This is a genomic window from Quadrisphaera sp. GCM10027208, assembly GCF_042658805.1.
Taxonomy (GTDB): domain Bacteria; phylum Actinomycetota; class Actinomycetes; order Actinomycetales; family SCSIO-59966; genus SCSIO-59966.
Genome location: NZ_JBHSRC010000007.1, coordinates 46,328 through 72,433 on the forward strand (window position 1 = coordinate 46,328; position 26,106 = coordinate 72,433).

Below are 26,106 nucleotides of genomic sequence, written 5' to 3' on the forward strand. Positions count from 1 at the left end.
GGCATGCGCCGCGCCAAGATCGTCTGCACGCTGGGCCCTGCCACCTCCAGCCCCGAGCAGGTCCGTGCCCTGGTCGAGGCCGGGATGGACTTCGCCCGGCTCAACCTCAGCCACGGGGACTACGCCGACCACGAGCGCTCGTACCTCAACGTGCGCCGGGCCAGCGACGAGACGGGCCGGGCGGTGGGCATCCTGGCCGACCTCCAGGGCCCGAAGATCCGGCTCGGGCGGTTCGCCGACGGCCCGCACGAGCTCGCCGCCGGGGACACCTTCACGATCACCACCGAGGACGTCGTCGGCACCCCCGAGGTCGTCTCCACCACCTACCGCGGGCTGTCCGGGGACGTCGCTCCCGGGGACGCCGTCCTCGTCGACGACGGCCGGGTCGCCCTGCGGGTCACCGCCGTCGACGGGCCCCGCGTCGTCACCGAGGTGGAGGTGCCCGGCCCGGTCTCGAACAACAAGGGCATCAACCTGCCCGGCGTCGCGGTCAGCGTGCCGGCGCTGTCGGACAAGGACGCGCAGGACCTGCGCTGGGCGCTGCGGCGCGGCGTCGACATGGTCGCGCTGTCCTTCGTCCGGCGGGCCGAGGACGTCGAGGACGTGCGCCGGATCATGACCGAGGAGGGGGTGTTCGTCCCGGTCCTGGCGAAGATCGAGAAGCCGCAGGCGGTGGACAACCTCGCCGAGATCGTCGCTGCCTTCGACGGGATCATGGTCGCCCGCGGTGACCTCGGCGTCGAGCTGCCGCTCGAGCAGGTGCCGCTCGTGCAGAAGCGGGCCGTCGAGCTCGCCCGGCGCAACGCCAAGCCGGTCATCGTCGCCACCCAGATGCTCGAGTCCATGATCAGCAGCCCACGGCCGACCCGGGCGGAGGCGTCGGACTGCGCCAACGCCGTGCTCGACGGCGCCGACGCGCTCATGCTGTCGGGGGAGACCAGCGTGGGCCGCTACCCCGTCGAGGCGGTGCGCACGATGGCCCGCATCATCGAGAACACCGAGGAGCACGGCCTGGAGCGGATCGTGCCGCTGGGCACCCGGCCGCACACCACCGGCGGTGCCGTGACCTGGGCCGCCCGGGAGGTCGGCGAGCTGCTCGACGTCCGCTACCTGGTGACGTTCACGCAGTCCGGGGACTCCGCGCGCCGGATGTCCCGGTTGCGCTCACGGATCCCGGTGCTGGCGTTCACCCCGGAGCCGGCGGTTCGTTCCCAGCTCGCGCTGACGTGGGGGATCGAGACGTTCCTCGTCCCGCCCGTGCGGCACACCGACGAGATGGTCCGCCAGGTCGACCAGGCGCTGCTGTCGATCGGCCGGCTCGAGCGCGGGGAGTCCGTCGTCATCGTCGCCGGCTCCCCGCCCGGCGTGCCGGGGTCGACGAACGCGATGCGGATCCACCGGATGGGCGCGGCCGTGGACGGCGTGGCACCGGCCTACCGGGAGGCGTGACCGGCGGCTGCCACCACCGTCCCCGTCGTCGTCCTCGCTCCGCCCCTCTCGGTGATCATGCAATCCCGCCACCCACCCTCTTGTCGGTGATCATGCAATCCCGCCACCCTCTGACACCCCCTTGTCGGTGATCATGCAATCCCGCCACCCCGAGCAGGTGGCGGGATTGCATGAACGCCTCATGGCCTTGGTGGGCCACCCCGGAGCATGACAATGCGCCGTAGGCGCCCTGGCAGCTCTGGCAGTCCTGGCAGCCCGCGTCGGGTCATGGGCCTCCACCACACAATGCTGAGTTCCGCACAGCTTTGTCGGCGTGTCGCGCCACCAACCCAGCACTCTGCGGGTGTGCGCCACCCTGGGTGCGAGGAGCGGTTGGCAACACTGGGCGACCGGGTGGGTGGCGGGATTGCATGATCACCGAGGGGTGACAGGGCGCGGGGTGCCCAGCCCAGGGTGGCGGGATTGCATGATCACGAGCAGGGTTTTCTCGTACCAACCGGAGGTTCTCGTACCAACCGGGGGGTGCTCGTACCGTGGGCGGGCTCGTGCCGGGTGCGGGACTCGAACCCGCATGTCCTCGCGGACGGCGCATTTTGAGTGCGCTGCCTATGCCAATTCGGCTAACCCGGCCCACCGGCCCGCGACGGGCCGGCGACTCACTAGGCTACCGGCCGTGGCCCAGCCCGAGACCGTCCGCCGCCGGGTCGTCGTCGCCGAGGACGAGGCGATCATCCGGCTCGACGTCGTGGAGATCCTGCGGGAGGCCGGCTTCGACGTCGTCGGTGAGGCCGGTGACGGGGAGGCTGCGGTGCAGCTGGCCGAGGAGCTGCGCCCCGATCTCGTCGTCCTGGACGTCAAGATGCCCGGCCTGGACGGGATCACCGCGGCCGAGCGGATCGGCCGGGCCGGGGTCGCTCCCGTCGTGCTGCTCACCGCCTTCTCCCAGCAGGAGCTCGTCGAACGGGCTCGCGACGCCGGGGCGATGGCCTACGTCGTCAAGCCGTTCTCGGCGGCCGACCTGCTGCCGGCGGTGGAGATCGCGCTGAGTCGCTACGCCGAGATCCGCGCCCTGGAGCGGGAGGTGGCCGACCTCGCCGAGCGGTTCGAGACCCGCAAGCAGGTGGAGCGGGCCAAGGGCGTGCTCATGCGCCGGACCGGCCTGAGCGAGCCGGAGGCGTTCCGGTGGATCCAGAAGGCGTCGATGGACCGCCGGCTCAGCATGCGGGAGGTCGCCGACGCGGTGCTGGCCCAGATGGCGGACTGACGACCTGAACGGGGGCCACTGGCTCCCGAAATCGGACACTCGGGCCGGCCCAGGTCACGAGTCGACAACGACGTGACCTCGAACACGTGGCAGGGGTCCCCACGGAGGGGCCGCTGGACTAGGTTCCGACCACCGACATCGGTCCGGGGCCCCCGTGGGTTCCCCGTGCTTCTAAGGAGACGCTCCATGATCCGACCCTCGCGCGCCTGGCGCACCGCTGCGGTGCTGGGCGTGGCCAGTCTGACGCTGGCCGCCTGCGGCGGTAACGGCGACGAGCCGGCCGACGACACGACCGCCACCCCGACCGGCGACACCACCGAGACCGAGACGTCCGCCGAGACGGACGCCCCGGCGGCCAGCGGTGACGGCACCCTCACCATCGGCACGCTGCTCCCGCAGACGGGAAACCTCTCGTTCCTCGGCCCACCGGAGTTCGCCGGCGTCGAGCTCGCCGTCCAGGAGATCAACGAGGCCGGCGGCGTCCTCGGCCAGGACGTGCAGAAGTTCGACTCGGACTCCGGCGACACCTCGACGGACATCGCCTCGCAGTCCGTCGAGCGGCTGCTCAGCCAGGACGTCGACGTCATCGTCGGCGCCGCGTCGTCCGGGGTGTCCTTCACCGTCATCGACCGGATCACCGGTGCCGGTGTCCTGCAGATCTCGCCGGCGAACACCTCCCCGGACTTCACCACCTACGACGACGACAACCTCTACTTCCGCACCGCGCCCTCCGACGTGCTCCAGGGCCGGGTGATGGGCGAGCTGCTCATCGAGGACGGGTACCTCGACGTCGGCATCATGGCCCTCGACGACCCGTACGGCACTGGTCTGGCCGACAACATCGAGATGTCGGTCCAGGACGGCGGCGGCACCGTCGTCGACAAGATCATCTACAACCCGCAGGCGGCGAACTTCTCCGCCGAGGTGGGCCAGATGGCGGCGGCGAACCCCGAGGCGATCGTGCTCGTCGGCTTCGACGAGACGAAGAAGATCGTCCCCGAGCTCATCGCCCAGGGGATCGGGCCGCAGGACGTCCCGCTGTACCTCGTCGACGGCAACACCGCCGACTACAGCAACGACTTCGACCCCGGCACGCTGACCGGGGTCAAGGGCACCCTGCCCGGGGCCGAGGTCACCGACGAGTTCCGCAACCGGCTGCTCGAGGTGGACTCCACGCTCACCGTGTTCAGCTACGGGCCGGAGTCCTACGACGCCACGATCATCACCGCGCTCGCGGCGATCGCGGCCGGTGACGACAGCGGCCCGTCCATCGCCAGCAAGATGGTGGACGTCACCAGCGGCGGCGAGAAGTGCACCACGTTCGCGGAGTGCGCGGAGCTGCTCGAGGCCGGCGAGGACATCGACTACGACGGTGTCAGCGGCCCGATCGAGTTCGACGAGAACGGTGACCCGACCGAGGCCACCATCGGCATCTACGAGTACGCGGAGGACAACACCTACAGCGCGATCGACTTCCGGTTCGGGCAGATCTGACCCGAGCTGACGTCGTCCGCACGACGAGGAGGGGCCCGGCCGGTCGGCCGGGCCCCTCCCGCGTCTGCAGCCGTCAGGCCGTGGCGAGGGTGCCGAGGTACAGCTCGATCACCTTCGGGTCGTTGGCGAGGTCCTGCCCGGTGCCGGTGTAGGCGTTGCGGCCCTGGTCCATCACGTAGCCGCGGTCGGCGATCTGCAGGCAGCGCCGGGCGTTCTGCTCCACCATGACGATCGAGACACCGGCCCGGTTGATCTGCTTGGTGCGGATGAAGACCTCGTCCTGCATGATCGGGGACAGGCCGGCGGACGGCTCGTCGAGCAGCAGCACGGACGGCTCCATCATCAGGGCCCGGCTCATCGCGACCATCTGCCGCTCGCCGCCGGACAGTGACCCGGCACGCTGGTTGCGTCGGTCGCCCAGGGTGGGGAACAACGAGGTGACGAAGTCGAAGCGCTCCTTGAACCGCTTCGGCTTCTGGTACAGGCCCATCTCGAGGTTCTCCTGGATGGTCAGCGAGGGGAACACGTTGTTCGTCTGCGGGACGAAGCCGACGCCCTTGGCGACGAGCTTGTTCGCCTTGAGGTTCGTGATGTCCTCGCCGCGCAGGGTCACCGTGCCCGAGCCGATCTTCACCAGCCCGAACAGCGCCTTGAGCAGCGTCGACTTGCCGGCGCCGTTGGGCCCGATGACGCCGACGAGCTCGCCCTCGCGGCAGTACAGGTCCGCGCCGTTGAGGATGTTGACGCCCGGCAGGTACCCGGCGACGAGGTCGTCGGCGCGCAGCAGTGCGCCCTGCGCGGCGGCGAGGTGCTCGCTGCGGTCCACGGAGGTGCTGTCCTGGGGTGCGCTCACGGCTGCTCCTGACGGTTCGTGCGGTCGGTGCGGGCTGCCTCGATCCTCGCCTCCGCCTCGGCCAGCACCTGCTGCTCCTCCTCCTCGGTGAGGGGGGCGTCGTGGTGGCTGCCGAGGTAGGCGTCGATGACGGCCTGGTCGGACATCACGGCGTCCGGCGGGCCCTCGGCGACCACCGTGCCCTGGGCCATGACGATCACCCAGTCGGAGATGTCCCGGACCATGTCCATGTCGTGCTCGACGAAGAGCACGGTCATGCCCTGCTCGCGCAGGTCCTTGACGTGACCGAGCAGGGACTGGGTGAGAGCCGGGTTCACTCCGGCCATCGGCTCGTCCAGCATGACCATCTCGGGGTCGCTCATCAGCGCCCGGGCCATCTCCAGGAGCTTGCGCTGACCGCCGGACAGGCTCCCGGCGAAGTCGTCGCGCTTGGTGTCCAGGCTGAACCGGGCAAGGATCTCCTCGGCCCGCCGGGTGATCGACTCCTCCTGGGAGCGCCACAGCGGGGCGAACATCGCCGCCCACAGCCGCTCGCCGCTCTGGCCGGTGGCGCCGAGGCGCATGTTCTCCATCACGGTCAGCCGGGACAGCGCCTTGGTCAGCTGGAAGGTGCGGACCATCCCGCCCCGGGCCACCTTGTGAGCCGGGACGCCGGCGAGCTTGCGCCCGTTGAACGTCCAGTCCCCGCGGTTCGGCCGGTCGAAGCCGGTGAGCAGGTTGAAGAACGTCGTCTTGCCCGCCCCGTTCGGCCCGATGAGGGCGGTGATGGCGCCGCGCTGGATCTCGACGTGCTCGACGTCCACGGCGGTGAGCCCGCCGAAGGCGCGCAGGACGTGGTCGGCGACGAGGATCGGGTCCGGCTTGGGCGCGCCGGGGACCCGAGGCACGTCGGCCAGGGCCCGGGTCGCGGCCTCCTTGCGGGACGTCGTCTGGTCAGCGGGCATCGATCGCGAGCTCCCTCTTGTCGCCGAAGATCCCCTGCGGGCGGAAGATCATGAGCAGCATGAGCGCCAGCCCCACGAGCATGAACCGGACCTGGCCCACCTGGGTACCGGTCATGATCACACTGGGGATGTACCCGGCCGAGACGGCCTGGTTGAGGATGTTGTCGGTCAGCGACAGCACCACCCAGAAGATGGCGGCGCCGACGATCGGCCCGAGCACGCGGGCGGCACCACCGAGCAGCAGCACCGTGTAGGCGAAGAACGTGAACTCGGTGCCGTACAGGTCCGGTTGCACGGCGGCCCGGCCGAGGGCGAAGACGAACCCGGCGAGGGCGCCGATGATGCCGCCGATGACGAGCGCCTGGAGCTTGTAGGCGAAGACGTTCTTGCCGAGGCTGCGCACCGCGTCCTCGTCCTCCCGGATGCCCTTGAGGACGCGTCCCCACGGGCTGCGCATGAGCGCCCACACCACGAGGGAGCTGATGACCACCAGTGCCCAGCCGACGATGAGGATCCAGCTGAGCCGCTCACTGAACCGCCACGGCCCGAACCCGTAGGTGCCCGGGGACAGCGGGTTGAGGTCGTAGAAGCCGTCGGAGAACCCGGTCAGCCCGGTGGAGCCACCGGTGTACTCACGCAGGCTGCTCGAGCGGACCGTGATGCGCACGATCTCGGCGGTGGCGATGGTCGCGATCGCCAGGTAGTCCGCCCGCAGCCGCAGCGTCGGGATACCGAGCAGCAGGGCCAGGATCGCGGCCGCGACGAGGCCCACGACGAGCCCCAGCCAGAACGGCAGCCCCACGATGGTGACCGTGATCGCCAGGCCGTAGGCGCCGAGCGCCACGAACGCGGCCTGCCCGAAGTTCAGCAGCCCGGCGTAGCCGAAGTGCACGTTGAGGCCGATCGCGGCCAGTCCGTAGATGATCGTCTCCAGCCCGATCATCGAGCGGGCGGCGTTGGTGAGGATGTTTGCCCAGTCCACGGTTCAGGACTCCCTTTCGCAGCGCCTGCTGAGCCCGCTCAGCCGACTCGCTCGGCCCGGCCCAGGATGCCCTGGGGCCGGAACAGCAGGACGAGGATGAGGACGGCGAGGGCGCCCACGTTCTTCAGCTCGGTCGGGATGACCAGGGTGCTCACCTCGATGAACACCCCGACGATGATCGCCCCGAACAGGGCGCCGAACGCGGTGCCGAGCCCGCCGAGGACGACGGCGGCGAAGACGAGCAGCAGGATCTGCAGGCCCATCATGAAGCTGACCTGCTGGGCGAGCCCGAGCAGGACGCCGGACAGCCCGGCCAGGGCCGTGCCACCCACCCACACGGTCCGGATGACCCGGTCGACGTCGATGCCCGAGGAGGCGGCCAGTGCCGGGTTGTCCGCGACGGCGCGGGTGGCCTTGCCCAGCCGGGTGCGCAGCAGTGCCACGCCGACGGCGATGATGACGACGAGCGCGATCCCCATGCTGATCCAGTCGATCGGCCGCAGGGTCACCGGGCCGAACGCGACACCGGCCTGGCCCCGGTAGTCGGTGTAGCTCTTCGTCTGCCCGCCGGCCAGGTAGAGGAAGAAGTAGCGCAGCAGGATCGCCAGGCCGATGGACACGATCATCATGGCGATCAGTCCGGTGCCGCGGTTGCGCAGCGGGCCCCACAGCAGCCGGTCGTTGAGGTACCCGAAGATCCCGGCGGCGATCACGGTGAGCACCGTGGCCCAGATGAGGTGGATGCCCAGCACCGCGTTGAAGAAGTAGGCGGTGAGCGCCCCGAAGGTGACGAGCTCGCCGTGGGCGAAGTTCGTCAGCCCCGTGGTGCCGAAGATGAGCGACAGCCCGATCGCGGCCAGGGCGATGATGAGGCCGAACCGCAGCCCGCTGACGGTGAGCTGGGCGACCCGTTGCAGCTGGTCGCCGCCGGCCGCCGCCGTGGCCTCCCCGCCCTCGCCGACCCGGAAGGCCACCGTGCGGGGACTGCCGACGTTGACGGTCGTGGCGATCGGGTTCTGGCGTGGTGCCAGGCCCTCGGCCACCGTAGCGAGGGACTCCTCGTCGACAAACACCTCGTAGTCGCCGGCCTCCGGCACCGGGATCTCCGCGATCCCCGAGTCGTCGGTGGTGCCGGCCCCGATCTCGGCGCCCTCCTGCTCGACCCGGACGTCGACGCCGGCGAGGTCCTCGCCGTCCTCGGTCCGGACGCGGACCCGGATCAGCTCCCCGTCGCCGTCCCCGGTACCGGCGGCGAGGTGGGTGGGGGCGCCGGCCGAGGGTTCGGGGGCGGCTGCGGACGCGGTCGCCGTCCCCGCCAGCAGCGTCCCGACGGCGACGGCCAGGCCGATCAGGGCCGTGACGAGCAGGCGGAGCCGGAGCACGGCGGATCGGTGGAGGGCGTGGTGCACTCCGGTACCTCCGGTCGGTGGTGCGAGACGCCGAGGCCGACTCTGCTCGGTCGACGGACCCCGCAGGGGCGGGCGTGAGCATAGCCACACTGCGACGCTGCGGAAGGGTGTCGACGCGGTGAACGTGACGTCAGGACCTGACTGTCACCGTCTCGTTACACAGACGCGGACACAGAGCCCGCCGCCGAAACACCGTGTTGACCGACTTGCCCCGTAACCCCCTCACCCACCCCATCGCTCACCCCCTTCGTGATCATGCAATCCCGCCACCCTGCACGACGCGCCGTACTCACAGAGTGCTGGGTTGGCGGCGCGACACGCCGGCCAGGCGGGGGCGAAGCCAGCATTCTGCGAGCAGGGCCACGCCGCCGACCGCCGACCGCCGACCGCCGACCGGCGACTGTCGACCGGCGACTGTCGACTGTCGACCGGGTCACCCCGCTCGGGCGACGACCTCGACGAGCAGCGGGGCGACGAGCAGCGCCGGCAGCAGGTCGCCGACCGGCACGTCACGCAGTCGCAGCAGCCGGATCGCGACGCCGACCAGCAGCAGGCCCCCCGTCGCGGTGAGGGCCGAGACGTGCGCGTCCGGCAGGACGTCGCCGAGCAGGAAGCCGACGAGGGTCAGCCCGCCCTGGACGACGGCGACGGTGAGCGCCGAGGCCATCACCCCGACGCCGAGGGACGCCGCGAACGCCACCGAGGCGAAGCCGTCGAGGACGGACTTCAGCGCCAGCTGGTCGATCCCGAGCCCGAGGCCGTCGGACAGCGAGCCGAGGATGGTCAGCGGACCGACGACGAACAGCAGCGACGCGGTGAGGAAGCCCTGGACGAACCGCTCCCGGCGCTCGGCGGTGTCGGCGTCGCCGGGGAGGTGGCCGCCGGCCGCGCGGGGCCGACCCCCGAACCGGCGCTGCAGAACGGCCCCAAGTGCCCGCAACCGGTCCTCGACGCGGACCAGCGAGCCGACGATGCCGCCGATGAGGACAGCCCCGAGCACGATGAGCACAGGGGCGGAGTCGCCGACCTGGGCGGCGAGCCCGGCGTCCAGGACCGCGGCCGCGTTCAGCGCGGCGACGAGCAGCGTGACCAGGCCGAGGCCGTCGGTGACGACGTCCCGGGTCTGCTGCGGCAGCCGGTGGCCGAGGAGCAGGCCGAGGGTGGACCCGACGAGCACGGCCGCCACGTTGATCACGGTGCCGAGCCCGATCACGGTCACCTCCGTCGTCGCGCCGGGCGGCTCTTCCGTCCGGGGCAGGGGCCGACGTACCCTCCGGGGTCGGCGCCGGGCATCCTAGGGGCGCGCTGGAGGAGGAGGAGGCGAGGACATGCCCCGCAGCACCGTGGAGGTCGGTCGAGCCGTCCCCGAGGACGTCGACCTGCTGCTCACCCTGGTCCGGCAGGCCCGGGACCAGGACCAGCAGCCGTCGCGGGAGGACTCCGCGGCGTACCGGTCCCGGATGCGCTCGGCGCTGAGCCGGCCCGACGTCTCGGTGTACCTCGCCCGCTGCGGCGGCGACCCGGTGGGCGTCGTCGTGCTGCGGCTGGGAGAGACGGTTCCCCTCACCGGCCAGGAGGCCGTGCACGTCGACCAGCTCTACGTCGACCCGCGCTGGCGTCGGCGCGGGGTGGCCCGCCAGCTGCTCGCCGTCGCCGCGAACGCCGCCGAGCACTTCGGCGCCGGCGACATCGTCTGCTCGACCCCTCCCGGCGCCCGGGACGCCCAGCGCTTCCTCGCCCGGCTCGGGTTCACCCCGCTCGCCGTCCAGCGGGTGGTGCCGCTGGCGACGCTGCGCCGGCGCCTCGCCGGGGAGGGCGTCGGCCGCCGCCGCACGGGTGCTGAGCTCGTCCTGGCCCGTCGCCGACGGGAGGCCGCGCAGCGCCCGGTGACGGCCGCCGCCGGCTGAGTGGTCCCGGTCAGGCGGGCGCGGGTCAGGCGGGTGCGACTCAGACGGGCGGGGCGTCCCGCAGGGCGCAGGTGATCCGGCTGGTGCAGACCCGCCGGTCCTGCTCGTCGGTGACGACCACCTCGAAGCAGGCGCTCGTCCGGCCGGCCGACAGCCGCGTCGCCGTCCCGGTCACCACGCCGTCCCGCACGGCCCGGTGGTGGGTGGCGTTGATGTCGACGCCCACCGCGACCCGGCCCTCCCCGGCGGTCAGCGCCGCGCCGACGGACCCCAGCGTCTCGGCGAGCACGACGGAGGCGCCGCCGTGCAGCAGGCCGTAGGGCTGGGTGTTGCCGGAGACCGGCATCGTGCCCCGCACCCGCTCGGGGGTGGCCTCGACCAGCTCGATGCCGAGGCGCTGGGCCAGGGGTCCGACCGCGGACCCGGCTGTGTCGCTCATGAGCCCTAGGGTGACAGCCGTGAGCGAGGCGAGGACCCCCGGGGCGCCCCCCCGGCTGCTGCTGGTCGACGGGCACTCGATGGCCTACCGGGCCTTCTACGCCCTGCCGGTGGAGAACTTCTCCACGTCCACCGGGCAGGTGACGAACGCCGTCTACGGGTTCACCTCCATGCTCATCAACGTGCTGCGGGACGAGCGGCCCACCCACGTCGCGGTCGCCTTCGACGTCTCCCGCGACACCTTCCGGAGCACCGAGTTCACCGACTACAAGGCGACCCGGGCCAGCTCGCCGCAGGAGTTCGCCGGCCAGGTCGCCCTGATCCAGGAGGTGCTCGCCGCACTGCGGATCCCGGTCGTCACCAAGGAGGGGTACGAGGCCGACGACGTCATCGGCACCCTGGCCACCCAGGCGCGCCGCCAGGGCATGGAGGTGCTCATCTCCACCGGCGACCGGGACGCCTTTCAGCTCGTCGACGAGGGCACGACGGTCCTGTACCCGGTCCGCGGTGTCTCCGAGCTGTGGCGGATGACCCCCGCCGCGGTCCAGGAGCGCTACGGCGTGCCGCCGGCGCTGTACCCCGACCTCGCCGCCCTCGTCGGCGAGAGCAGCGACAACCTGGCGGGCGTGCCCGGCGTCGGCCCGAAGACGGCCGCTAAGTGGCTCACCACCTACGGCGACCTGGACGGCGTCATCGCCCACGTCGACGAGATCAAGGGCAAGGCGGGGCAGAGCCTGCGCGACCACCTCGACCTCGTGCTGCGCAACCGGCGGCTCAACGCGCTGGTGTGCGACCTCGACCTGCCGGTGACCGTCGACGACCTCGCCGTGCGGGCCTGGGACCGCGACGAGGTGCACCAGGTGTTCGACGGCCTGGAGTTCCGGGTGCTCCGCGACCGGCTGTTCGCCACGCTGTCCGCTCCCGAGCCAGAGGCCGAGACCGGGTTCGCCCTGGACGTCGCCCGCCCGGCCGGCGCCGAGCTCGGCGAGTGGCTGGCCCGGCACGCCACCGACCGCACCGGTCTCTGCGTGCTTGGGACGTGGGGAGCCGGGCACGGCGACGCGACCGGGCTCGCCCTGGCCGCCGGCGACGGCGCGGCCGCCTTCGTCGACCTCACCGACGTCGACCCGGACGCCGAACGGGCGCTGGCCGAGTGGCTCGCCGACCCGCAGCGGCCCAAGGTGCTCCACGACGCCAAGGGCCCCCTGCACGCCCTCGCCGGCCGCGGGCTGCCCCTCGCCGGGCTCGTCGACGACACCGCCCTGACCGCCTACCTGTGCCGGCCGGACCAGCGCAGCTACGACCTGGCCGACCTCGCCGTCCGGCACCTCAAGCGCGAGCTGCGCGCCGAGGAGCAGGAGAATTCCGGCCAGCTCACCCTCGACACCGGGGACGGGCCGGACGAGGGGGACGCCGCCTGCGTGCGGGCAGCCGCGGTGCTCGAGCTGTCCGCCGTCCTGGGCCGCGAGCTCGACGAGCGCGGGGGCCGGCGCCTGCTCACCGAGCTCGAGCTGCCGCTCGTCGCCGTGCTCGCCGAGATGGAGCGCACCGGTATCGCCGTGGACGTGGAGCGGCTGCGCGCCCTCGAGGAGGAGTTCGCTGTCGTCGTCGCCGGTGCCGCACAGGAGGCGTACGCGGTCATCGGCCGCGAGGTGAACCTGGGCTCACCCAAGCAGCTGCAGGAGGTGCTGTTCGACCAGCTCGGGATGCCCCGCACGAAGCGCACCAAGACCGGCTGGACGACGGACGCGGAGGCCCTGCAGGACCTCTACGTCCGCACCGAGCACCCCTTCCTCCTGCACCTGCTGCGCCACCGGGACGCCAGCCGGCTCCGGCAGACGGTCGAGGGCCTGCTCAAGACCGTCGCGGACGACGGCCGGATCCACACCACGTACCAGCAGACGATCGCGGCGACCGGACGGCTCAGCTCCACGGACCCCAACCTGCAGAACATCCCGATCCGCACCGAGGAGGGGCGCCGGATCCGGGAGGCCTTCGTCGTCGGCGAGGGCTTCGAGTGCCTGCTCACCGCCGACTACAGCCAGATCGAGATGCGGATCATGGCCCACCTGTCCGGTGACGAGGGGCTGATCGAGGCGTTCCGCTCCGGTGAGGACCTGCACCGCTTCGTCGGGTCCCGGGTTTTCGGGGTGGCGCCGGAGGAGGTCACCCCGCAGATGCGCGCGAAGATCAAGGCGATGTCCTACGGGCTGGCCTACGGGCTGTCCGCCTTCGGGCTGTCCCGCCAGCTCACCGTCCCGGTCGAGGAGGCCCGGGGGCTCATGGAGGACTACTTCGCCCGCTTCGGCGGAGTGCGGGACTACCTGCGCGGGGTCGTCGAGGAGGCCCGGCGCACCGGTTACACCGAGACGATCCTCGGCCGTCGCCGCTACCTGCCCGACCTCGTCAGCGACAACCGGCAGCGCCGGGAGATGGCCGAGCGGATGGCGCTCAACGCGCCGATCCAGGGCTCGGCCGCCGACGTCATCAAGGTCGCCATGCTGGGCGTCGACCGGGCGCTGCGCGAGGAGGGGCTGCGCTCGCGGATGCTGCTGCAGGTGCACGACGAGCTCGTCCTGGAGGTCGCACCCGGTGAGCGGGACCGGCTCGAGGCCCTGGTCCGCCGCCAGATGGCGGGCGCCGCGGACCTGTCCGTGCCGCTCGAGGTGTCCGTCGGCATCGGCACCTCCTGGCACGAGGCCGGTCACTGACCCCCGGGTCGTCACGTTCCCGGGGTGGTCAGGATCCCGGGCTGGTCAGCGCCGGTCGGTGACCAGGACGGCCGTGCCCGGCAGCAGCCGGCCGCGGGTGGGGCTCCAACCACCCCAGACGTGCTCGTGCCCGGGCGGCCACGGCGGCTCGACGAGGTCGATGAGGTCGAACCCGGCCCCGACGACGAGCCGCACCCAGTCTCCGAGCGTCCGGTGGTACTCGGCGTACAGCACGGTGCCGTCCGCGGCCACCTCGGCGTACGGCGTCCGGTCGAAGTACGAGCGGACGGCGGTCAGCCCCGCGGGCCCCGGGTCGTCGGGGAACGCCCACCGGACGGGGTGGGTCACCGAGAACACCCAGCGCCCGGCCGGGCGCAGCACCCGGTGCACCTCGGCGAGGACGCCGGCGGCGTCCGCGACGAACGGCAGCGCGCCGTAGGCGGAGAACGCCACGTCGACGGACCCGTCGGCCAGCGGCAGCCGCCCGGCGTCCGCCTGCACCACCGGCACCCCGACGCCGGTCCGGGCGTCCAGCTCCCGGCTGCGCGCCAGCATCCCCGCGGACACGTCGACACCGAGCACCAGCGCACCACGGGCCGCGGCCCAGCGGGCGCCCTGAGCCGCTCCGCAGCCGACCTCGAGCAGCCGGCGGCCGGTGACGTCGCCGAGCAGGCCCGCGTCGTCCTCGTCCAGCCCCTCCGGGCCCCAGCGCAGGCGGGCGTCCCCGAGGAACGCGCCGTGCTCGGCGAGGTAGGCGCCGGACTGCTCGTCCCACCAGCGGCGGGTGCCCCGGCCCGCGGCGTCCGGGTCCACCGGCAGGTACCCGGCCCGGGCCAGGCGGCCGGCGGCGGGAAGGTCGGTCGGGGGAGTGCTCACCGGACCAGTGTGGGCTTTTGACCGGCCCCTGGTCCGGCAGTAGGCTGACTGAGCGCGTGTCGTGTGCGCGGGTTACTCCTGCGCACCTCCTCCCGCACCGTCCCTGCCCCTTCCAACCAGTCCGTATCGGAGCCCCTACTACATGACCGCCACCACCGAGCAGTCGACCACCCCGCAGGTCGCCGTCAACGACATCGGCTCGAGCGAAGACTTCCTCGCCGCCATCGACGCGACCATCAAGTACTTCAACGACGGGGACATCGTCTCCGGCCAGATCGTCAAGGTCGACCGTGACGAGGTCCTGCTCGACATCGGGTACAAGACCGAGGGCGTGATCCCCTCCCGCGAGCTGTCGATCAAGCACGACGTGGACCCCTCCGAGGTGGTCCAGGTCGGCGACGAGGTCGAGGCCCTCGTCCTCCAGAAGGAGGACAAGGAGGGGCGTCTCATCCTGTCCAAGAAGCGCGCGCAGTACGAGCGGGCCTGGGGCACGATCGAGAAGATCAAGGAAGAGGACGGCGTCGTCACCGGCACCGTCATCGAGGTCGTCAAGGGCGGCCTCATCCTCGACATCGGCCTGCGGGGCTTCCTGCCGGCGTCGCTGGTCGAGATGCGGCGGGTCCGGGACCTGCAGCCGTACGTCGGCCAGGAACTCGAGGCGAAGATCATCGAGCTGGACAAGAACCGCAACAACGTCGTGCTGTCCCGCCGGGCCTGGCTCGAGCAGACCCAGTCCGCGGTCCGGCAGAACTTCCTGCAGACCCTGCAGAAGGGCCAGGTCCGCACCGGCGTCGTGTCGTCGATCGTCAACTTCGGGGCGTTCGTCGACCTCGGCGGCGTCGACGGTCTCGTGCACGTGTCCGAGCTGTCCTGGAAGCACATCGACCACCCGAGCGAGGTCGTCGAGGTCGGCCAGGAGGTCACCGTCGAGGTCCTCGACGTCGACATGGACCGTGAGCGGGTCTCCCTGTCCCTCAAGGCGACGATGGAGGACCCGTGGCAGCAGTTCGCCCGGACCCACGCCATCGGCCAGGTCGTCCCGGGCAAGGTCACCAAGCTCGTCCCGTTCGGCGCGTTCGTCCGGGTCGAGGACGGCATCGAGGGTCTCGTGCACATCTCCGAGCTGGCGGTGCGGCACGTGGAGGTCCCCGAGCAGGTCGTCCAGGTGAACGACGAGATCTTCGTCAAGGTCATCGACATCGACCTCGAGCGTCGCCGGATCTCGCTGTCGCTCAAGCAGGCCAACGAGGGCGTCGACCTGACCTCCGAGGACTTCGACCCGTCGCTGTACGGCATGGCGCAGGAGTACGACGAGGCCGGCAACTACAAGTACCCCGAGGGCTTTGACCCGGAGACCAACGAGTGGCTCGAGGGGTACGAGACCCAGCGCGAGGAGTGGGAGCGGCAGTACGCCGAGGCCCACGCCCGCTGGGAGGCCCACAAGAAGCAGGTCGAGGCCGCCGCCAACGCCGAGGCCGAGGCGCAGAACGAGACGAAGACCTCGTACTCCTCCGAGGGCTCGGCGCCTGCGCCGGCCCCGAGCGCCGGGCCGACTCCGGCGGCCCCCGCCAACGAGGGCACGCTGGCCTCCGACGAGGCGCTCGCCGCGCTGCGGGAGAAGCTGACCGGCAACGGCTGATCCCTCCGCTGTCACGACGGGGCCCGGTACCGCGAGGTGCCGGGCCCTGTCGCTGTCCCGGGCTCTGTCGCTGTCCCGGGCTCTGTCGCCGTTTGGGCCCAGTCACCGGGGCGGCGGCGCGGCACCGGTCAGCCGGTCCGCGAGCTCCAGACGGCGGACCTTCCCGCTGGAGGTCCGGGGCAGGTCCCCTTCGTCGAGGACGTGGACGTCCTTGGGACGTCGCGCCGGGGGCAGGTGCTCGCGGGCGAACGCGGTCACGTCGCCGGCCGTGGCGGGGGACCGGTCCGTCGGGACGACGACCGCCTCCAGCCGCTGCCCCCACCGCTCGTCCGGCACGCCGACGACGACCACCTCCCGGACGCCGGGACACCGAGACAGCACCCGCTCCACCTCGAGCGGGTAGACGTTGACCCCGCCGGTGATGACGAGGTCCTCCCGTCGTCCGGTCAGGTAGAGGAACCCGTCGGCGTCCAGGCGGCCGTGGTCCCCGACCGTGAACGCGGGACCAGCCGGGGTGTGCCGCCACGCCTGCGCCGTCCGCTCGGGGTCGCCCCAGTAGCTGAACCGGGCCCAGGGCGGCACCGCGCACCAGATGGTGCCGTCCGCGTCGACCGACAGGGTCCGTCCGGCGCGGGCCCGCCCCACGGTGCCCGGTCGCTCCAGCCACTGCGCCGCCGGGCAGGCGGTGAACTGACCCTCGGTGGCACCGTAGAACTCCCACACCGGCTCGGTGCCGACGACGTCGATCAGCCAGCGCCGCACCGGGTCCGGGCACGGGGCCCCGGCGTGCGCGACGAGCCGGAAGCCGCGCAGCGCCTCGCGCACCGGGCCGGGGTCGGTGACGGCGCGCTCGTGCAGCCGTTGCAGCTGGGCGGGCGCGGTGAACAGGGTGGTGGGCCGGTGGTGCCGACACGCCTGCAGGAAGCCGTCCACGGTGAACCGGCCGGGGACCACCACCGACCCTCCGGCGTGCAGCGTGGCGAGGGCGAACCGCAGCGGCGCCGAGTGGTGCAGCGGGGAGACGACGAGGTGCACGTCGGCCGGGCCGAGCCCCCACTGCTCGATCTCCTCGCCCCACAGCCGCCGGGCGTCGTCCTGCGTCAGGACCCCGCTCCACACGCCCTTGCGCCGGCCGGTGGTCCCGGAGGTGTAGTGCATCGGGCGGGCGAGCGGGACGGGGGACAGCGGAAGGGGCGACGCGGTCGACGGCACGGCCGGGTGCTCGCCGGCGCGGACGAGCCCGGCCAGGTCGTCCCCGTCCCGGACGACGAGGGCCGGGTCAGCGTCCGCCAGCACCTCGGCCAGCTCGTCCGCCGGCGTCCCGGGGTCGAGCACCACCGGCACGACCCCGGCCCGTAGCGCCGCGAGGGCCACGGCGACCAGGGCGGGCGACCCGGGGACGACGAGCGCGACCCGGTCCCCGCGGCGCACTCCGGCGGCGTGCAGGGCGCCGGCGACATGGCCGGCCACGGCATCCGCCTGCGCCGCGGTCACCACGTCGCCGACCTCCACGCCGAGCCCCACGCCGACCTCCACGCCGGCATGCTGCCACGCTCCACGGCCCCGCGCCCCAACCCCTTCGTGATCATGCAATCCCGCCACCCCGCTGCCACACCCCTTGGTGATCATGCAATGCCGCCACCCGGTTCTAGAACAGGCGTTCGACTGTGGCGTACGCTCACGTCATGCCGGCCCTGCTGCAGACCTCGTTGCTCGACGGCCTCGCCAGCTCGGAGGAGCCCGTGCTCGGTGACCTGCGCGCCCTGCGCCGCACCGAGCTCGGCCGTGGTGCCTGGGTCGACGTCCTGCCCGGCTGGGTGTCCGGCTCCGACGACGTGTTCGTCGACCTCGTCACCGGTGTGCCGTGGCGGGAGGAGCAGCGCCGGATGTACGACCGGGTCGTCGAGGTGCCCCGGCTGCTGTGCTGGTACGGCGAGGGCGCCGCGCTGCCGGCCCCGGTTCTGGCCGAGGCGCGGGACCGGCTCTCGGCGCACTACGCCGCCGAGCTGGGGGAGCCGCTGCGCACCGCCGGCCTCTGCTACTACCGCGACGGCCGGGACAGCGTGGCCTGGCACGGGGACCGGATCGGCCGCGGCCGCACCAGCGACACGGTGGTGGCCATCATCTCCTTCGGGGCGCCGCGGCGGCTGCTGCTCCGCCCGACCGGAGGCGGTGGCGCCACCCACGGCTTCGCCCTCGGCCACGGGGACCTGCTCGTCATGGGCGGGTCGTGCCAGCGGACCTGGGAGCACGCGGTCCCCAAGACGGCGTCACCGGTCGGGCCGCGGATCAGCGTCCAGCTCCGGCCCCGCGGCGTCCGCTGAGCCGCCGGGCCTACCCTGGCCGGCGTGCTGCGAGTGGGACTGACCGGGGGGACCGGGGCCGGCAAGTCCTCCGTCGCCCGACGGCTCACCGAGCTGGGTGCCGTCGTCGTGGACGCCGACGCCCTGGCCCGGGAGGTCCTCGCGCCCGGGTCCGAGGGGCTGGCGGCGGTGGTCGCCGAGTTCGGCCCCGAGGTGCTGGACGGCGACGGCGGGCTCGACCGAGCGGCCCTGGCCCGGGTGGTCTTCGCCGACGCCGACCGCCGGGCCGCCCTCGAGCGCATCACCCACCCCCGGATCGCCGCCCTCACCGCACAACAGGTGGCGGCGGCGCCCGCGGACGCCGTCGTCGTCCACGACGTCCCGCTGCTCGTCGAGAAGCGGATGGGCGCCGGCTACCACCTCGTCGTCGTCGTGCACGCCCCCGCCGCCGAGCGGGTGCGCCGGCTGGTGACGCACCGGGGGATGACCGCCGAGGACGCGTGGTCACGGGTGCGGGCCCAGGCGAGTGACGACGAGCGCCGGGCGGCCGCGGACGTGTGGCTGGACAACTCCGGGACGCCGGCTGACCTCGCTGCGGCGGTGGACGACCTGTGGCGCGCACGGCTGGTGCCGTACGAGGAGAACGTCCGCCTCGGGCGCCCCGCGCCCGGCTGGGTCGACGGCGGGACGGGTCAGCGGCCGGACCCGGGAGCCGGTGCCCGGGTGGCGGCCCGGGTCGCACACGCGGTGCGAGCGGTGCTGCCGGACGCGGAGGTCCGGGTGGACGCCGCCGCCCCGCTGACCGTCGTGGTCCGCGGCGGCGTGGCCGCCGGCTCACCGGACGACGCGGCGCTCGCCGCAGCCCTTCGCGCAGCCGGGTTCCCCCCGGTGGCCGAGGGGGTGCACGCCTCGGCGGACCCCGGACTGCCGGCGCGGGTGCTGCTGGCGCGGCTCCCCGGTGCCCCGGCTTACCGTTGACCCATGCGCCCCAGCACCGACCTCCAGCGACGCGTGGCACCCTTCACCGTCGTCTCGGACTTCCAGCCGTCCGGGGACCAGCCCGCCGCGATCGCCGAGCTCACCCGCCGGATCCAGGCCGGGGAGCAGGACGTCGTGCTGCTGGGCGCGACCGGCACCGGCAAGTCCGCGACCACGGCGTGGCTGATCGAGAAGGTCCAGCGGCCCACCCTCGTCATGGCGCCGAACAAGACGCTCGCGGCCCAGCTGGCCAACGAGTTCCGCGAGCTCCTGCCGCACAACGCGGTCGAGTACTTCGTCTCCTACTACGACTACTACCAGCCGGAGGCCTACGTCCCGCAGACGGACACCTACATCGAGAAGGACTCCTCGATCAACGACGAGGTGGAGCGGCTGCGGCACTCCGCGACGAACTCGCTGCTGACCCGCCGGGACGTCGTCGTGGTCGCCTCGGTCTCCTGCATCTACGGCCTGGGCACCCCGCAGGAGTACGTCGACCGGATGGCGCGCCTGCACGTCGGGCAGGAGGTGGACCGTGACGAGCTGCTCCGCCGCTTCGTGCAGATGCAGTACACCCGCAACGACCTCGCGTTCACCCGCGGCACGTTCCGCGTCCGCGGCGACACCGTCGAGATCATCCCGGTGTACGAGGAGCTCGCCGTCCGGATCGAGTTCTTCGGTGACGAGGTGGACCGGCTGTACACCCTGAACCCGCTGACCGGGGAGGTGGTGCGTGAGGAGCAGGAGATGTACGTGTTCCCCGCCTCGCACTACGTCGCCGGCCCCGAGCGGATGGAACGCGCCATCGCCGGCATCGAGGCCGAGCTCGAGCAGCGGCTCGCCGAGCTTGAGCGGCAGGGCAAGCTGCTCGAGGCCCAGCGGCTGCGCATGCGGACCACGTACGACATCGAGATGATGCGGCAGGTCGGCTCCTGCTCCGGGATCGAGAACTACTCCCGGCACATCGACGGCCGCGGCCCCGGGACGGCGCCCAACACCCTGCTCGACTACTTCCCGGACGACTTCCTGCTCGTCATCGACGAGTCGCACGTCACCGTGCCACAGATCGGTGCCATGTACGAGGGGGACATGTCGCGCAAGCGGACCCTCGTCGAGCACGGCTTCCGGCTGCCGAGCGCGATGGACAACCGGCCGCTGAAGTGGGAGGAGTTCCTCGAGCGGACCGGGCAGACCGTGTACCTGTCCGCGACCCCCGGGCCGTACGAGCTGTCCCGCGGGAACGGCGTGGTGGAGCAGATCATCCGACCGACCGGCCTCATCGACCCGCAGATCGTCCTCAAGCCGACGAAAGGTCAGATCGACGACCTGCTGCACGAGATCCGGACCCGCGCCGACAAGGACGAGCGGGTGCTCGTCACGACGCTCACGAAGAAGATGGCCGAGGACCTCACCGACTACCTGCTCGACCAGGGCGTCCGGGTCCGGTACCTGCACTCCGAGGTCGATACGCTGCGCCGGGTCGAGCTGCTGCGCGAGCTGCGGACCGGGGAGTACGACGTCCTGGTCGGGATCAACCTGCTCCGCGAGGGGCTCGATCTGCCCGAGGTGTCGCTGGTCAGCATCCTGGACGCCGACAAGGAGGGCTTCCTGCGCTCGGAGCGTTCCCTGATCCAGACCATCGGCCGAGCCGCCCGCAACGTCTCCGGGCAGGTGCACATGTACGCCGACACCGTGACGCCGTCGATGCAGTTCGCGATCGACGAGACGAACCGGCGCCGGGAGAAGCAGATCGCCTACAACCGCGAGCACGGGATCGACCCCACCCCCCTGCGCAAGCGGATCGCCGACATCACCGACCTGCTCGCCCGGGAGGACGCGGACACCGCGACCCTGCTCGGCGGGGCGGGGCGCCAGCAGTCCCGCGGCAAGACGCCCGTGCCCGGAATGGGGTCCCGGCGCGGCGCCGACCGGCCGGCGCGGCTCGCCGAGCTGCCCGCCGCGGACCTGGCGGACCTCATCGGCCAGCTCACCGACCAGATGCACACCGCCGCAGGCGAGCTGCAGTTCGAACTGGCCGCGCGACTGCGGGACGAGATCGCCGACCTCAAGAAGGAGCTGCGGGGCATGCAGCGGGCTGGTCACGCCTGACGGTGAGCGGCCCGACGGGCGCATCCCGGCATCTCGGGTAGAGTGGCAGCACTCGGAGGGGAGTATCCCCATCGCAGTGCCCTCGTCATCCCGGTGCCTGCCACGGCGCCCGGGGGCACGGTCCGTCCCATGGGCGGGAGAGACCTCCGGCTGCTGTCCGCGCGCGGTGCCGCGTGCCCGACCGAGCTCCGGAGACCGATGTCCTGATGTCCATGACCTGGTGGCTGTCCACCGTCGCCGTCGTCATCGCCCTGCTCGTCCTCGACTTCGTCGTCGCCTCACGGCGCCCGCACCACGTCGGCATGCGGGAGGCGGCGATCTGGTCGACGTTCTACATCGCCATCGCCATCCTCTTCGGGATCTTCTTCTGGGTCGTCGCGGGGTCGCAGCAGGGCACCGAGTACTTCACCGGCTACGTGGTCGAGAAGAGCCTGTCGGTCGACAACCTCTTCGTCTTCGTGATCATCATGGCGAAGTTCTCGGTGCCGGACGTGCTGCAGCAGCGGGTGCTGCTGTTCGGCATCGCCGCAGCCCTCGTGCTGCGCGTCATCTTCATCGCCCTCGGCGCGGCGGCCCTCAGCGCCTTCTCCTGGGTGTTCGTGATCTTCGGCCTGTTCCTGATCTACACCGCGGTCCAGCTCTACCGGCACCGCGACGAGGACCCCGAGGCAGGGGACAACCCCGTGCTGCGGTGGGTGCAGAACCACCTTCCGGCGACCGACGACTACCAGGGCACCAAGCTCGTCGTGCGGCAGAACGGGCGCCGTGTGATCACGCCGCTGTTCATCGTGTTCGTGGCGATCGCCAGCACCGACGTGCTGTTCGCCCTGGACTCCATCCCGGCGGTGTTCGGCATCACCCGGGACCCGTTCATCGTCTTCGCCGCCAACGCGTTCGCCCTGCTGGGCCTGCGTGCCCTGTACTTCCTCATCCACGGGCTGCTCGACCGGCTCGTCTACCTGTCGACCGGCCTGTCCGTCATCCTCGGCTTCATCGGCGTCAAGCTCATCCTCACGTTCCTGCACGAGGACGTGAACGAGGCGATCCCGCACGTGCCGACGGAGGTCTCCCTCGTCGTCATCCTCGGCGTCCTGGCCGTCACCACCGTGGCGAGCCTGCTGCGGGTCCGCAGCCACCCCGAGGAGCGGGCCCACGCCGGGCGGGTGCTCGGCGGCGAGCACGACCGCGCCCCGCAGCGGTCGGCAGGGGACCGGTGAGCCGGTGACCCTGCCCGTCTGGTTCGAGGTCGCCACCTTCGCCGGGATCAGCCTGCTGCTGCTCGCCGACCTGCTGATCGTCGCCCGGCGGCCGCACGAGCCGTCCATGCGGGAGTCCACCGTGTGGGTGAGCGTGTACGTCGTCCTGGCCCTGCTCTTCGGCCTGGTGATGCTGGCGTTCGGCGGCGGCCAGGCCGCCGGCGAGTTCTACGCAGGCTGGCTCACCGAGTACAGCCTGTCGGTCGACAACCTCTTCGTCTTCGTGATCATCATGGCGAGGTTTGCCGTGCCCCGGCGCAACCAGCAGCAGGTGCTGATGATCGGCATCATCATGGCGCTGGTGCTGCGCGGGATCTTCATCCTCGTCGGCGCCGCCGCCATCAACCAGTTCGCGTGGCTGTTCTGGATCTTCGGCGGCTTCCTCATCTACACCGCGGTCACCCTCGCCCGGCACTCCGAGGCGGAGGAGGACGAGTTCCAGGAGAACGTCGTGATCCGGCGGCTTCGCACGGTGCTGCCGATGCACTCGGAGTACGACGGCGCCAAGATCCGAACCGTCGTCGACGGGCGGCGCCTGTTCACGCCGATGGTCGTCGTCCTCGTCGCGATCGCCACCACCGACCTGCTGTTCGCGCTCGACTCGATCCCGGCGATCTTCGGGCTCACCCAGGATCCGTTCATCGTGTTCACGGCGAACGTGTTCGCGCTCATGGGTCTGCGGCAGCTGTACTTCCTGCTCGGCGGGCTGCTCGACCGGCTCGTCTACCTCTCCAAGGGGCTGGCGGTGATCCTGGGCTTCATCGGCGTGAAGCTCATGCTGCAGGCCCTGCACGAGAACACGCTGCCGTTCATCAACGGCGGGCAGCCCGTGCGCTCCGTCCCGGAGGTGCCGATCTGGCTGTCCCTGGGCGTCATCCTCGCCACGCTGGCCGTCGCCACCGTCGCCAGCCTGTCCCGTACCCGGGCGGTCGATGCCGAGGCGCCGGCCCGGCAGCGGGACGAGCTGGCCCCCGAGAACGTCGGCGGGGAGCCGCCCGACCAGCGGTGAGCGGCAGCCTCACCAGCCGCGCTCGCGCCACTCGCTCAGGTGCGGCCGCTCGGTGCCGAGCGTGGTCGCCGCCCCGTGCCCCGGGTGGACGACGGTGTCGTCAGGCAGGACGTCGAACACCCGCCGCTCCACGTCGTCCATCAGCGAGGTGAACCGGACGGCGTCACCGCCGGTGTTCCCGACCCCGCCCGGGAACAGGCTGTCCCCGCTGAACAGGTGCGTGGACCCGTCTCGGCCCCGGTGCACCAGGGCGACCGATCCCGGGGTGTGCCCACGCAGGTGGATGACGTCCAGGTCCACCTCCCCGACCCGGACGACGTCCCCGTGCTGGAGCAGGACGTCCACCGGCACCGGCAGGTCCGGGGCGTCCTCCTCGCCGGCGGCGGTGCGGGCGCCGGTCGCGGCGACGACCTCGGCGAGGGCCCGGTGGTGGTCCCAGTGCCCGTGCGTGGTGACGACGGTGTCGAGCCGTCCGGTCGGAGAACCCTCCCGGACCAGCGCCAGCAGCGCCTCGGCGTCGTCCGCGGCGTCGACGAGCAGCTGCCCGCCGGTGCTGCGACACGTCAGCAGGTAGCAGTTGTTGTCCATCTCAGAGACGCTGGTCCGCCGGATCGTCAGCGAACCCGTCTCGATGACCTCGTCCGCGGGCATGGCTCCGACGCTAGACCAGCGCGCTCACCGCTGCATCGTGTGCCGGCCCGCCTGGTCGAGGGCGTCCGCGGCCCGCACCAGGGCCAGGTGCGACAGCGCCTGCGGCACGTTGCCGAGCTGGCGGCCGAGCGCGGGGGCGTACTCCTCGGACAGCAGGCCCAGGTCGTTGCGCAGCCCCAGCAGCCTGTCCATCAGTGCCCGGGCGTCCTCGAGCCGGCCGCTGAGCGCGTACTGCTCGACGAGCCAGAACGAGCAGGCCAGGAACGGGTTCTCCCCTGGTGGCAGCCCGTCCACGCCGGTCTCGGTCCGGTACCGCAGCAGCAGTCCGTCGACCATGAGGTCCTCCTCGATGGCCGCGACCGTGCCGAGCATCCGGTCGTCGTCCGGGCGGCAGAACCCGACCTGGGGCAGCTGCAGCAGCGACGCGTCGACGGTCTTCCCCCCGTAGTACTGGGTGTAGGTGCCGCGCTGCCGGTCGAAGCCCTCGGTCTCGATCCGGTCCCGGACCCGCTCGCGCAGCTCCTCCCAGCGCTCGGCGTCGCCGTCCAGCCCGTGCTCCCGGACGGCGCGGACCCCCCGGTCGAGGGCGGCCCAGACCATCACCTGGGAGTGGGTGAAGTGCCGCAGCGGGCCGCGGATCTCCCAGATCCCGTGGTCGGGGTCCTCCCAGCGCTCGCCGACGTACCGCAGCAGCTCGCGCTGCAGCGGCCAGGAGAACTCGCTCTCGGTGAGCCCCTCCCGGCGGGCCCGGTCGAGGGCGACCATGACCTCCCCGAGGACGTCGGCCTGGTACTGGTCGTAGGCGCCGTTGCCGACCCGCACCGGGCGGGAGGACTCGTAGCCCGGTAGCCAGTCGAGCTCGGCCTCCGCGAGCTCCCGCTCCCCGGCGATGCCGTACATGATCTGCACCTGCTCCGGGGAGCCGGCGATCGCCCGCAGCAGCCAGTCCCGCCACTGGCACACCTCGTCGTGGTAGCCGTGCGACAGCAACGCCTCGATCGTCAGCGCGGCGTCCCGCAGCCACGAGTACCGGTAGTCCCAGTTCCGCTGCCCGCCGAGCTCCTCCGGCAGCGAGGTCGTCGCGGCCGCGACGATGCCGCCGGTGTCCGCGTGGGTGAGGCCCCGCAGCACCAGCAGGGACCGGGTGACCGCCTCCTCGTACGGCCCCTCGCAGCTGCTATGGGCGGCCCACTCCTCCCAGCGCCGCACCGTCTCCTCGACCCGGGACACCGGGTCCAAGCGCTCCGGCGCCGGCCGGTGGGACGGGAACCACGTCAGCACGTAGTCGACCCGTTCGCCGGCGCGAACGGTGACCTCGCCGACGTGCCGGTGGTCGGCGCGCGCGGGCAGCGGCCCGCCCCGCAGCAGCACCGCGTCCGGGCCGGCGGTGGCGAGCAGCCCCTCGCCGTGCCCGTCGTCCTCCACCCGGCGCACCCAGGGCAGGTACCGGCCGTAACCGAACCGCAGGACGAGCTCGTTGCGCAGCGTCACCTCGCCCTCGAGGCCCTCGACGCTGCGGACGACGTCGGCGCGTCCGTCAGCGACCGGCATGGCGTCCACCACCCGGACGACGCCGTCCGGCGTCCGCCAGGTGGTCTCCAGCACGAACGAGGCCCCGACGTAGCGCCGGGACGCCGAGACGTCGTCGCCGACGGGGGACAGCAGCCAGCGGCCGTGCCCGCTGTCACCGAGCAGCGCCGCGAACACCGACGGGCTGTCGAACCGCGGCAGGCACAGCCAGTCGATGCTGCCGTCGATCCCCACCAGGGCGCCGGTGTGGCCGTCGCCGATGAACGCGTAGTCCTCGATCCGCAGAGCCATCCCCCCATCCTGC

General features: G+C 72.2%; 21 protein-coding genes and 1 tRNA gene. 11 read left to right on the forward strand and 11 right to left on the reverse strand.

What is annotated here, in order from left to right:
- Window positions 1–3 precede the first annotated feature (3 nt).
- Entirely contained in the window at window positions 4–1,449 is a 1,446-nt protein-coding gene (gene pyk, locus ACFP6A_RS11795; protein WP_379603768.1) for a pyruvate kinase, read from the forward strand.
- A 546-nt stretch (window positions 1,450–1,995) separates the two neighbouring features.
- Here the strand turns inward: pyk and ACFP6A_RS11800 are convergent.
- Window positions 1,996–2,079, reverse strand: a tRNA-Leu gene (locus tag ACFP6A_RS11800).
- Window positions 2,080–2,122: 43 nt separating this feature from the next.
- Between ACFP6A_RS11800 and ACFP6A_RS11805 the strand changes: the two genes are divergently transcribed.
- Complete coding sequence (locus ACFP6A_RS11805) at window positions 2,123–2,713, forward strand: ANTAR domain-containing response regulator (RefSeq protein ID WP_379603770.1); 591 nt, start codon at window positions 2,123–2,125, stop codon at window positions 2,711–2,713.
- A 186-nt stretch (window positions 2,714–2,899) separates the two neighbouring features.
- Window positions 2,900–4,207: an ABC transporter substrate-binding protein gene (locus tag ACFP6A_RS11810; protein WP_379603772.1), complete on the forward strand. Its 1,308-nt coding sequence runs from the start codon at window positions 2,900–2,902 to the stop codon at window positions 4,205–4,207.
- Window positions 4,208–4,280: 73 nt separating this feature from the next.
- Here the strand turns inward: ACFP6A_RS11810 and ACFP6A_RS11815 are convergent, their stop codons facing one another.
- The 5 genes from ACFP6A_RS11815 to ACFP6A_RS11835 all read right to left on the reverse strand — a co-directional run bounded on the left by ACFP6A_RS11815 (window position 4,281) and on the right by ACFP6A_RS11835 (window position 9,608).
- Window positions 4,281–5,033 (reverse strand): ABC transporter ATP-binding protein, encoded by a 753-nt coding sequence (locus ACFP6A_RS11815; protein WP_379603968.1) that lies wholly within the window; start codon window positions 5,031–5,033, stop codon window positions 4,281–4,283.
- A gap of 23 nt (window positions 5,034–5,056) precedes the next feature.
- Window positions 5,057–6,004 (reverse strand): ABC transporter ATP-binding protein, encoded by a 948-nt coding sequence (locus tag ACFP6A_RS11820; RefSeq protein ID WP_379603774.1) that lies wholly within the window; start codon window positions 6,002–6,004, stop codon window positions 5,057–5,059.
- Window positions 5,994–6,986 carry a branched-chain amino acid ABC transporter permease gene (locus tag ACFP6A_RS11825; RefSeq protein WP_379603776.1) on the reverse strand — a complete coding sequence of 331 codons (993 nt, stop codon included), beginning with the start codon at window positions 6,984–6,986 and terminating at the stop codon, window positions 5,994–5,996. Before ACFP6A_RS11825 ends, ACFP6A_RS11820 begins: the two co-directional genes overlap by 11 nt.
- Window positions 6,987–7,024: 38 nt before the next feature.
- The gene (locus tag ACFP6A_RS11830) at window positions 7,025–8,368 is read right to left on the reverse strand and encodes a branched-chain amino acid ABC transporter permease (RefSeq protein WP_379603778.1); all 1,344 of its coding nucleotides are present in this window, start codon (window positions 8,366–8,368) and stop codon (window positions 7,025–7,027) included.
- Between the two features lie 460 nt (window positions 8,369–8,828).
- Window positions 8,829–9,608: a DUF554 domain-containing protein gene (locus ACFP6A_RS11835; RefSeq protein WP_379603780.1), complete on the reverse strand. Its 780-nt coding sequence runs from the start codon at window positions 9,606–9,608 to the stop codon at window positions 8,829–8,831.
- Window positions 9,609–9,723: 115 nt separating this feature from the next.
- Here ACFP6A_RS11835 and ACFP6A_RS11840 point away from each other — a divergent pair, with 115 nt between their 5' ends.
- Window positions 9,724–10,302 (forward strand): GNAT family N-acetyltransferase, encoded by a 579-nt coding sequence (locus ACFP6A_RS11840; RefSeq protein WP_379603782.1) that lies wholly within the window; start codon window positions 9,724–9,726, stop codon window positions 10,300–10,302.
- Window positions 10,303–10,342: 40 nt separating this feature from the next.
- Here ACFP6A_RS11840 and ACFP6A_RS11845 read toward each other — a convergent pair whose 3' ends face one another.
- Entirely contained in the window at window positions 10,343–10,741 is a 399-nt protein-coding gene (locus ACFP6A_RS11845; protein ID WP_379603784.1) for a hotdog fold thioesterase, read from the reverse strand.
- On the opposite strand from ACFP6A_RS11845, the gene polA reads away from it, so the two are divergent.
- On the forward strand, window positions 10,740–13,451 hold the full coding sequence (polA, locus tag ACFP6A_RS11850) for a DNA polymerase I (RefSeq protein ID WP_379603786.1): 2,712 nt from the start codon (window positions 10,740–10,742) through the stop codon (window positions 13,449–13,451). The two genes, ACFP6A_RS11845 and polA, sit on opposite strands and share 2 nt — an antisense overlap.
- 45 nt (window positions 13,452–13,496) lie before the next feature.
- Here polA and ACFP6A_RS11855 read toward each other — a convergent pair whose 3' ends face one another.
- A complete protein-coding gene (locus ACFP6A_RS11855) occupies window positions 13,497–14,327 on the reverse strand; it encodes a class I SAM-dependent methyltransferase (RefSeq protein ID WP_379603788.1) in 831 nt (276 codons plus the stop codon).
- Between the two features lie 142 nt (window positions 14,328–14,469).
- On the opposite strand from ACFP6A_RS11855, the gene rpsA reads away from it, so the two are divergent.
- Complete coding sequence (rpsA, locus tag ACFP6A_RS11860; protein WP_379603789.1) at window positions 14,470–15,966, forward strand: 30S ribosomal protein S1; 1,497 nt, start codon at window positions 14,470–14,472, stop codon at window positions 15,964–15,966.
- A 102-nt stretch (window positions 15,967–16,068) separates the two neighbouring features.
- On the opposite strand, the gene ACFP6A_RS11865 is transcribed toward rpsA, so the two are convergent.
- On the reverse strand, window positions 16,069–17,502 hold the full coding sequence (locus ACFP6A_RS11865; RefSeq protein ID WP_379603791.1) for a class I adenylate-forming enzyme family protein: 1,434 nt from the start codon (window positions 17,500–17,502) through the stop codon (window positions 16,069–16,071).
- A gap of 149 nt (window positions 17,503–17,651) precedes the next feature.
- Here ACFP6A_RS11865 and ACFP6A_RS11870 point away from each other — a divergent pair, with 149 nt between their 5' ends.
- From ACFP6A_RS11870 to ACFP6A_RS11890, 5 genes are all read left to right on the forward strand, one after another.
- Window positions 17,652–18,290: an alpha-ketoglutarate-dependent dioxygenase AlkB gene (locus tag ACFP6A_RS11870; protein ID WP_379603793.1), complete on the forward strand. Its 639-nt coding sequence runs from the start codon at window positions 17,652–17,654 to the stop codon at window positions 18,288–18,290.
- Window positions 18,291–18,314: 24 nt separating this feature from the next.
- A complete protein-coding gene (gene coaE, locus ACFP6A_RS11875) occupies window positions 18,315–19,247 on the forward strand; it encodes a dephospho-CoA kinase (RefSeq protein WP_379603794.1) in 933 nt (310 codons plus the stop codon).
- 3 nt (window positions 19,248–19,250) lie between these two features.
- Window positions 19,251–21,356 carry an excinuclease ABC subunit UvrB gene (gene uvrB / locus ACFP6A_RS11880; RefSeq protein ID WP_379603796.1) on the forward strand — a complete coding sequence of 702 codons (2,106 nt, stop codon included), beginning with the start codon at window positions 19,251–19,253 and terminating at the stop codon, window positions 21,354–21,356.
- A 212-nt stretch (window positions 21,357–21,568) separates the two neighbouring features.
- Complete coding sequence (locus ACFP6A_RS11885) at window positions 21,569–22,573, forward strand: TerC family protein (RefSeq protein WP_379603798.1); 1,005 nt, start codon at window positions 21,569–21,571, stop codon at window positions 22,571–22,573.
- 4 nt (window positions 22,574–22,577) lie between these two features.
- Window positions 22,578–23,621 carry a TerC family protein gene (locus tag ACFP6A_RS11890; RefSeq protein ID WP_379603800.1) on the forward strand — a complete coding sequence of 348 codons (1,044 nt, stop codon included), beginning with the start codon at window positions 22,578–22,580 and terminating at the stop codon, window positions 23,619–23,621.
- Window positions 23,622–23,630: 9 nt separating this feature from the next.
- On the opposite strand, the gene ACFP6A_RS11895 is transcribed toward ACFP6A_RS11890, so the two are convergent.
- Both ACFP6A_RS11895 and ACFP6A_RS11900 read right to left on the reverse strand, forming a co-directional pair.
- Entirely contained in the window at window positions 23,631–24,272 is a 642-nt protein-coding gene (locus ACFP6A_RS11895) for an MBL fold metallo-hydrolase (RefSeq protein WP_379603802.1), read from the reverse strand.
- 24 nt (window positions 24,273–24,296) lie between these two features.
- Window positions 24,297–26,093 carry a glycoside hydrolase family 15 protein gene (locus ACFP6A_RS11900; RefSeq protein ID WP_379603803.1) on the reverse strand — a complete coding sequence of 599 codons (1,797 nt, stop codon included), beginning with the start codon at window positions 26,091–26,093 and terminating at the stop codon, window positions 24,297–24,299.
- Window positions 26,094–26,106 lie beyond the last annotated feature (13 nt).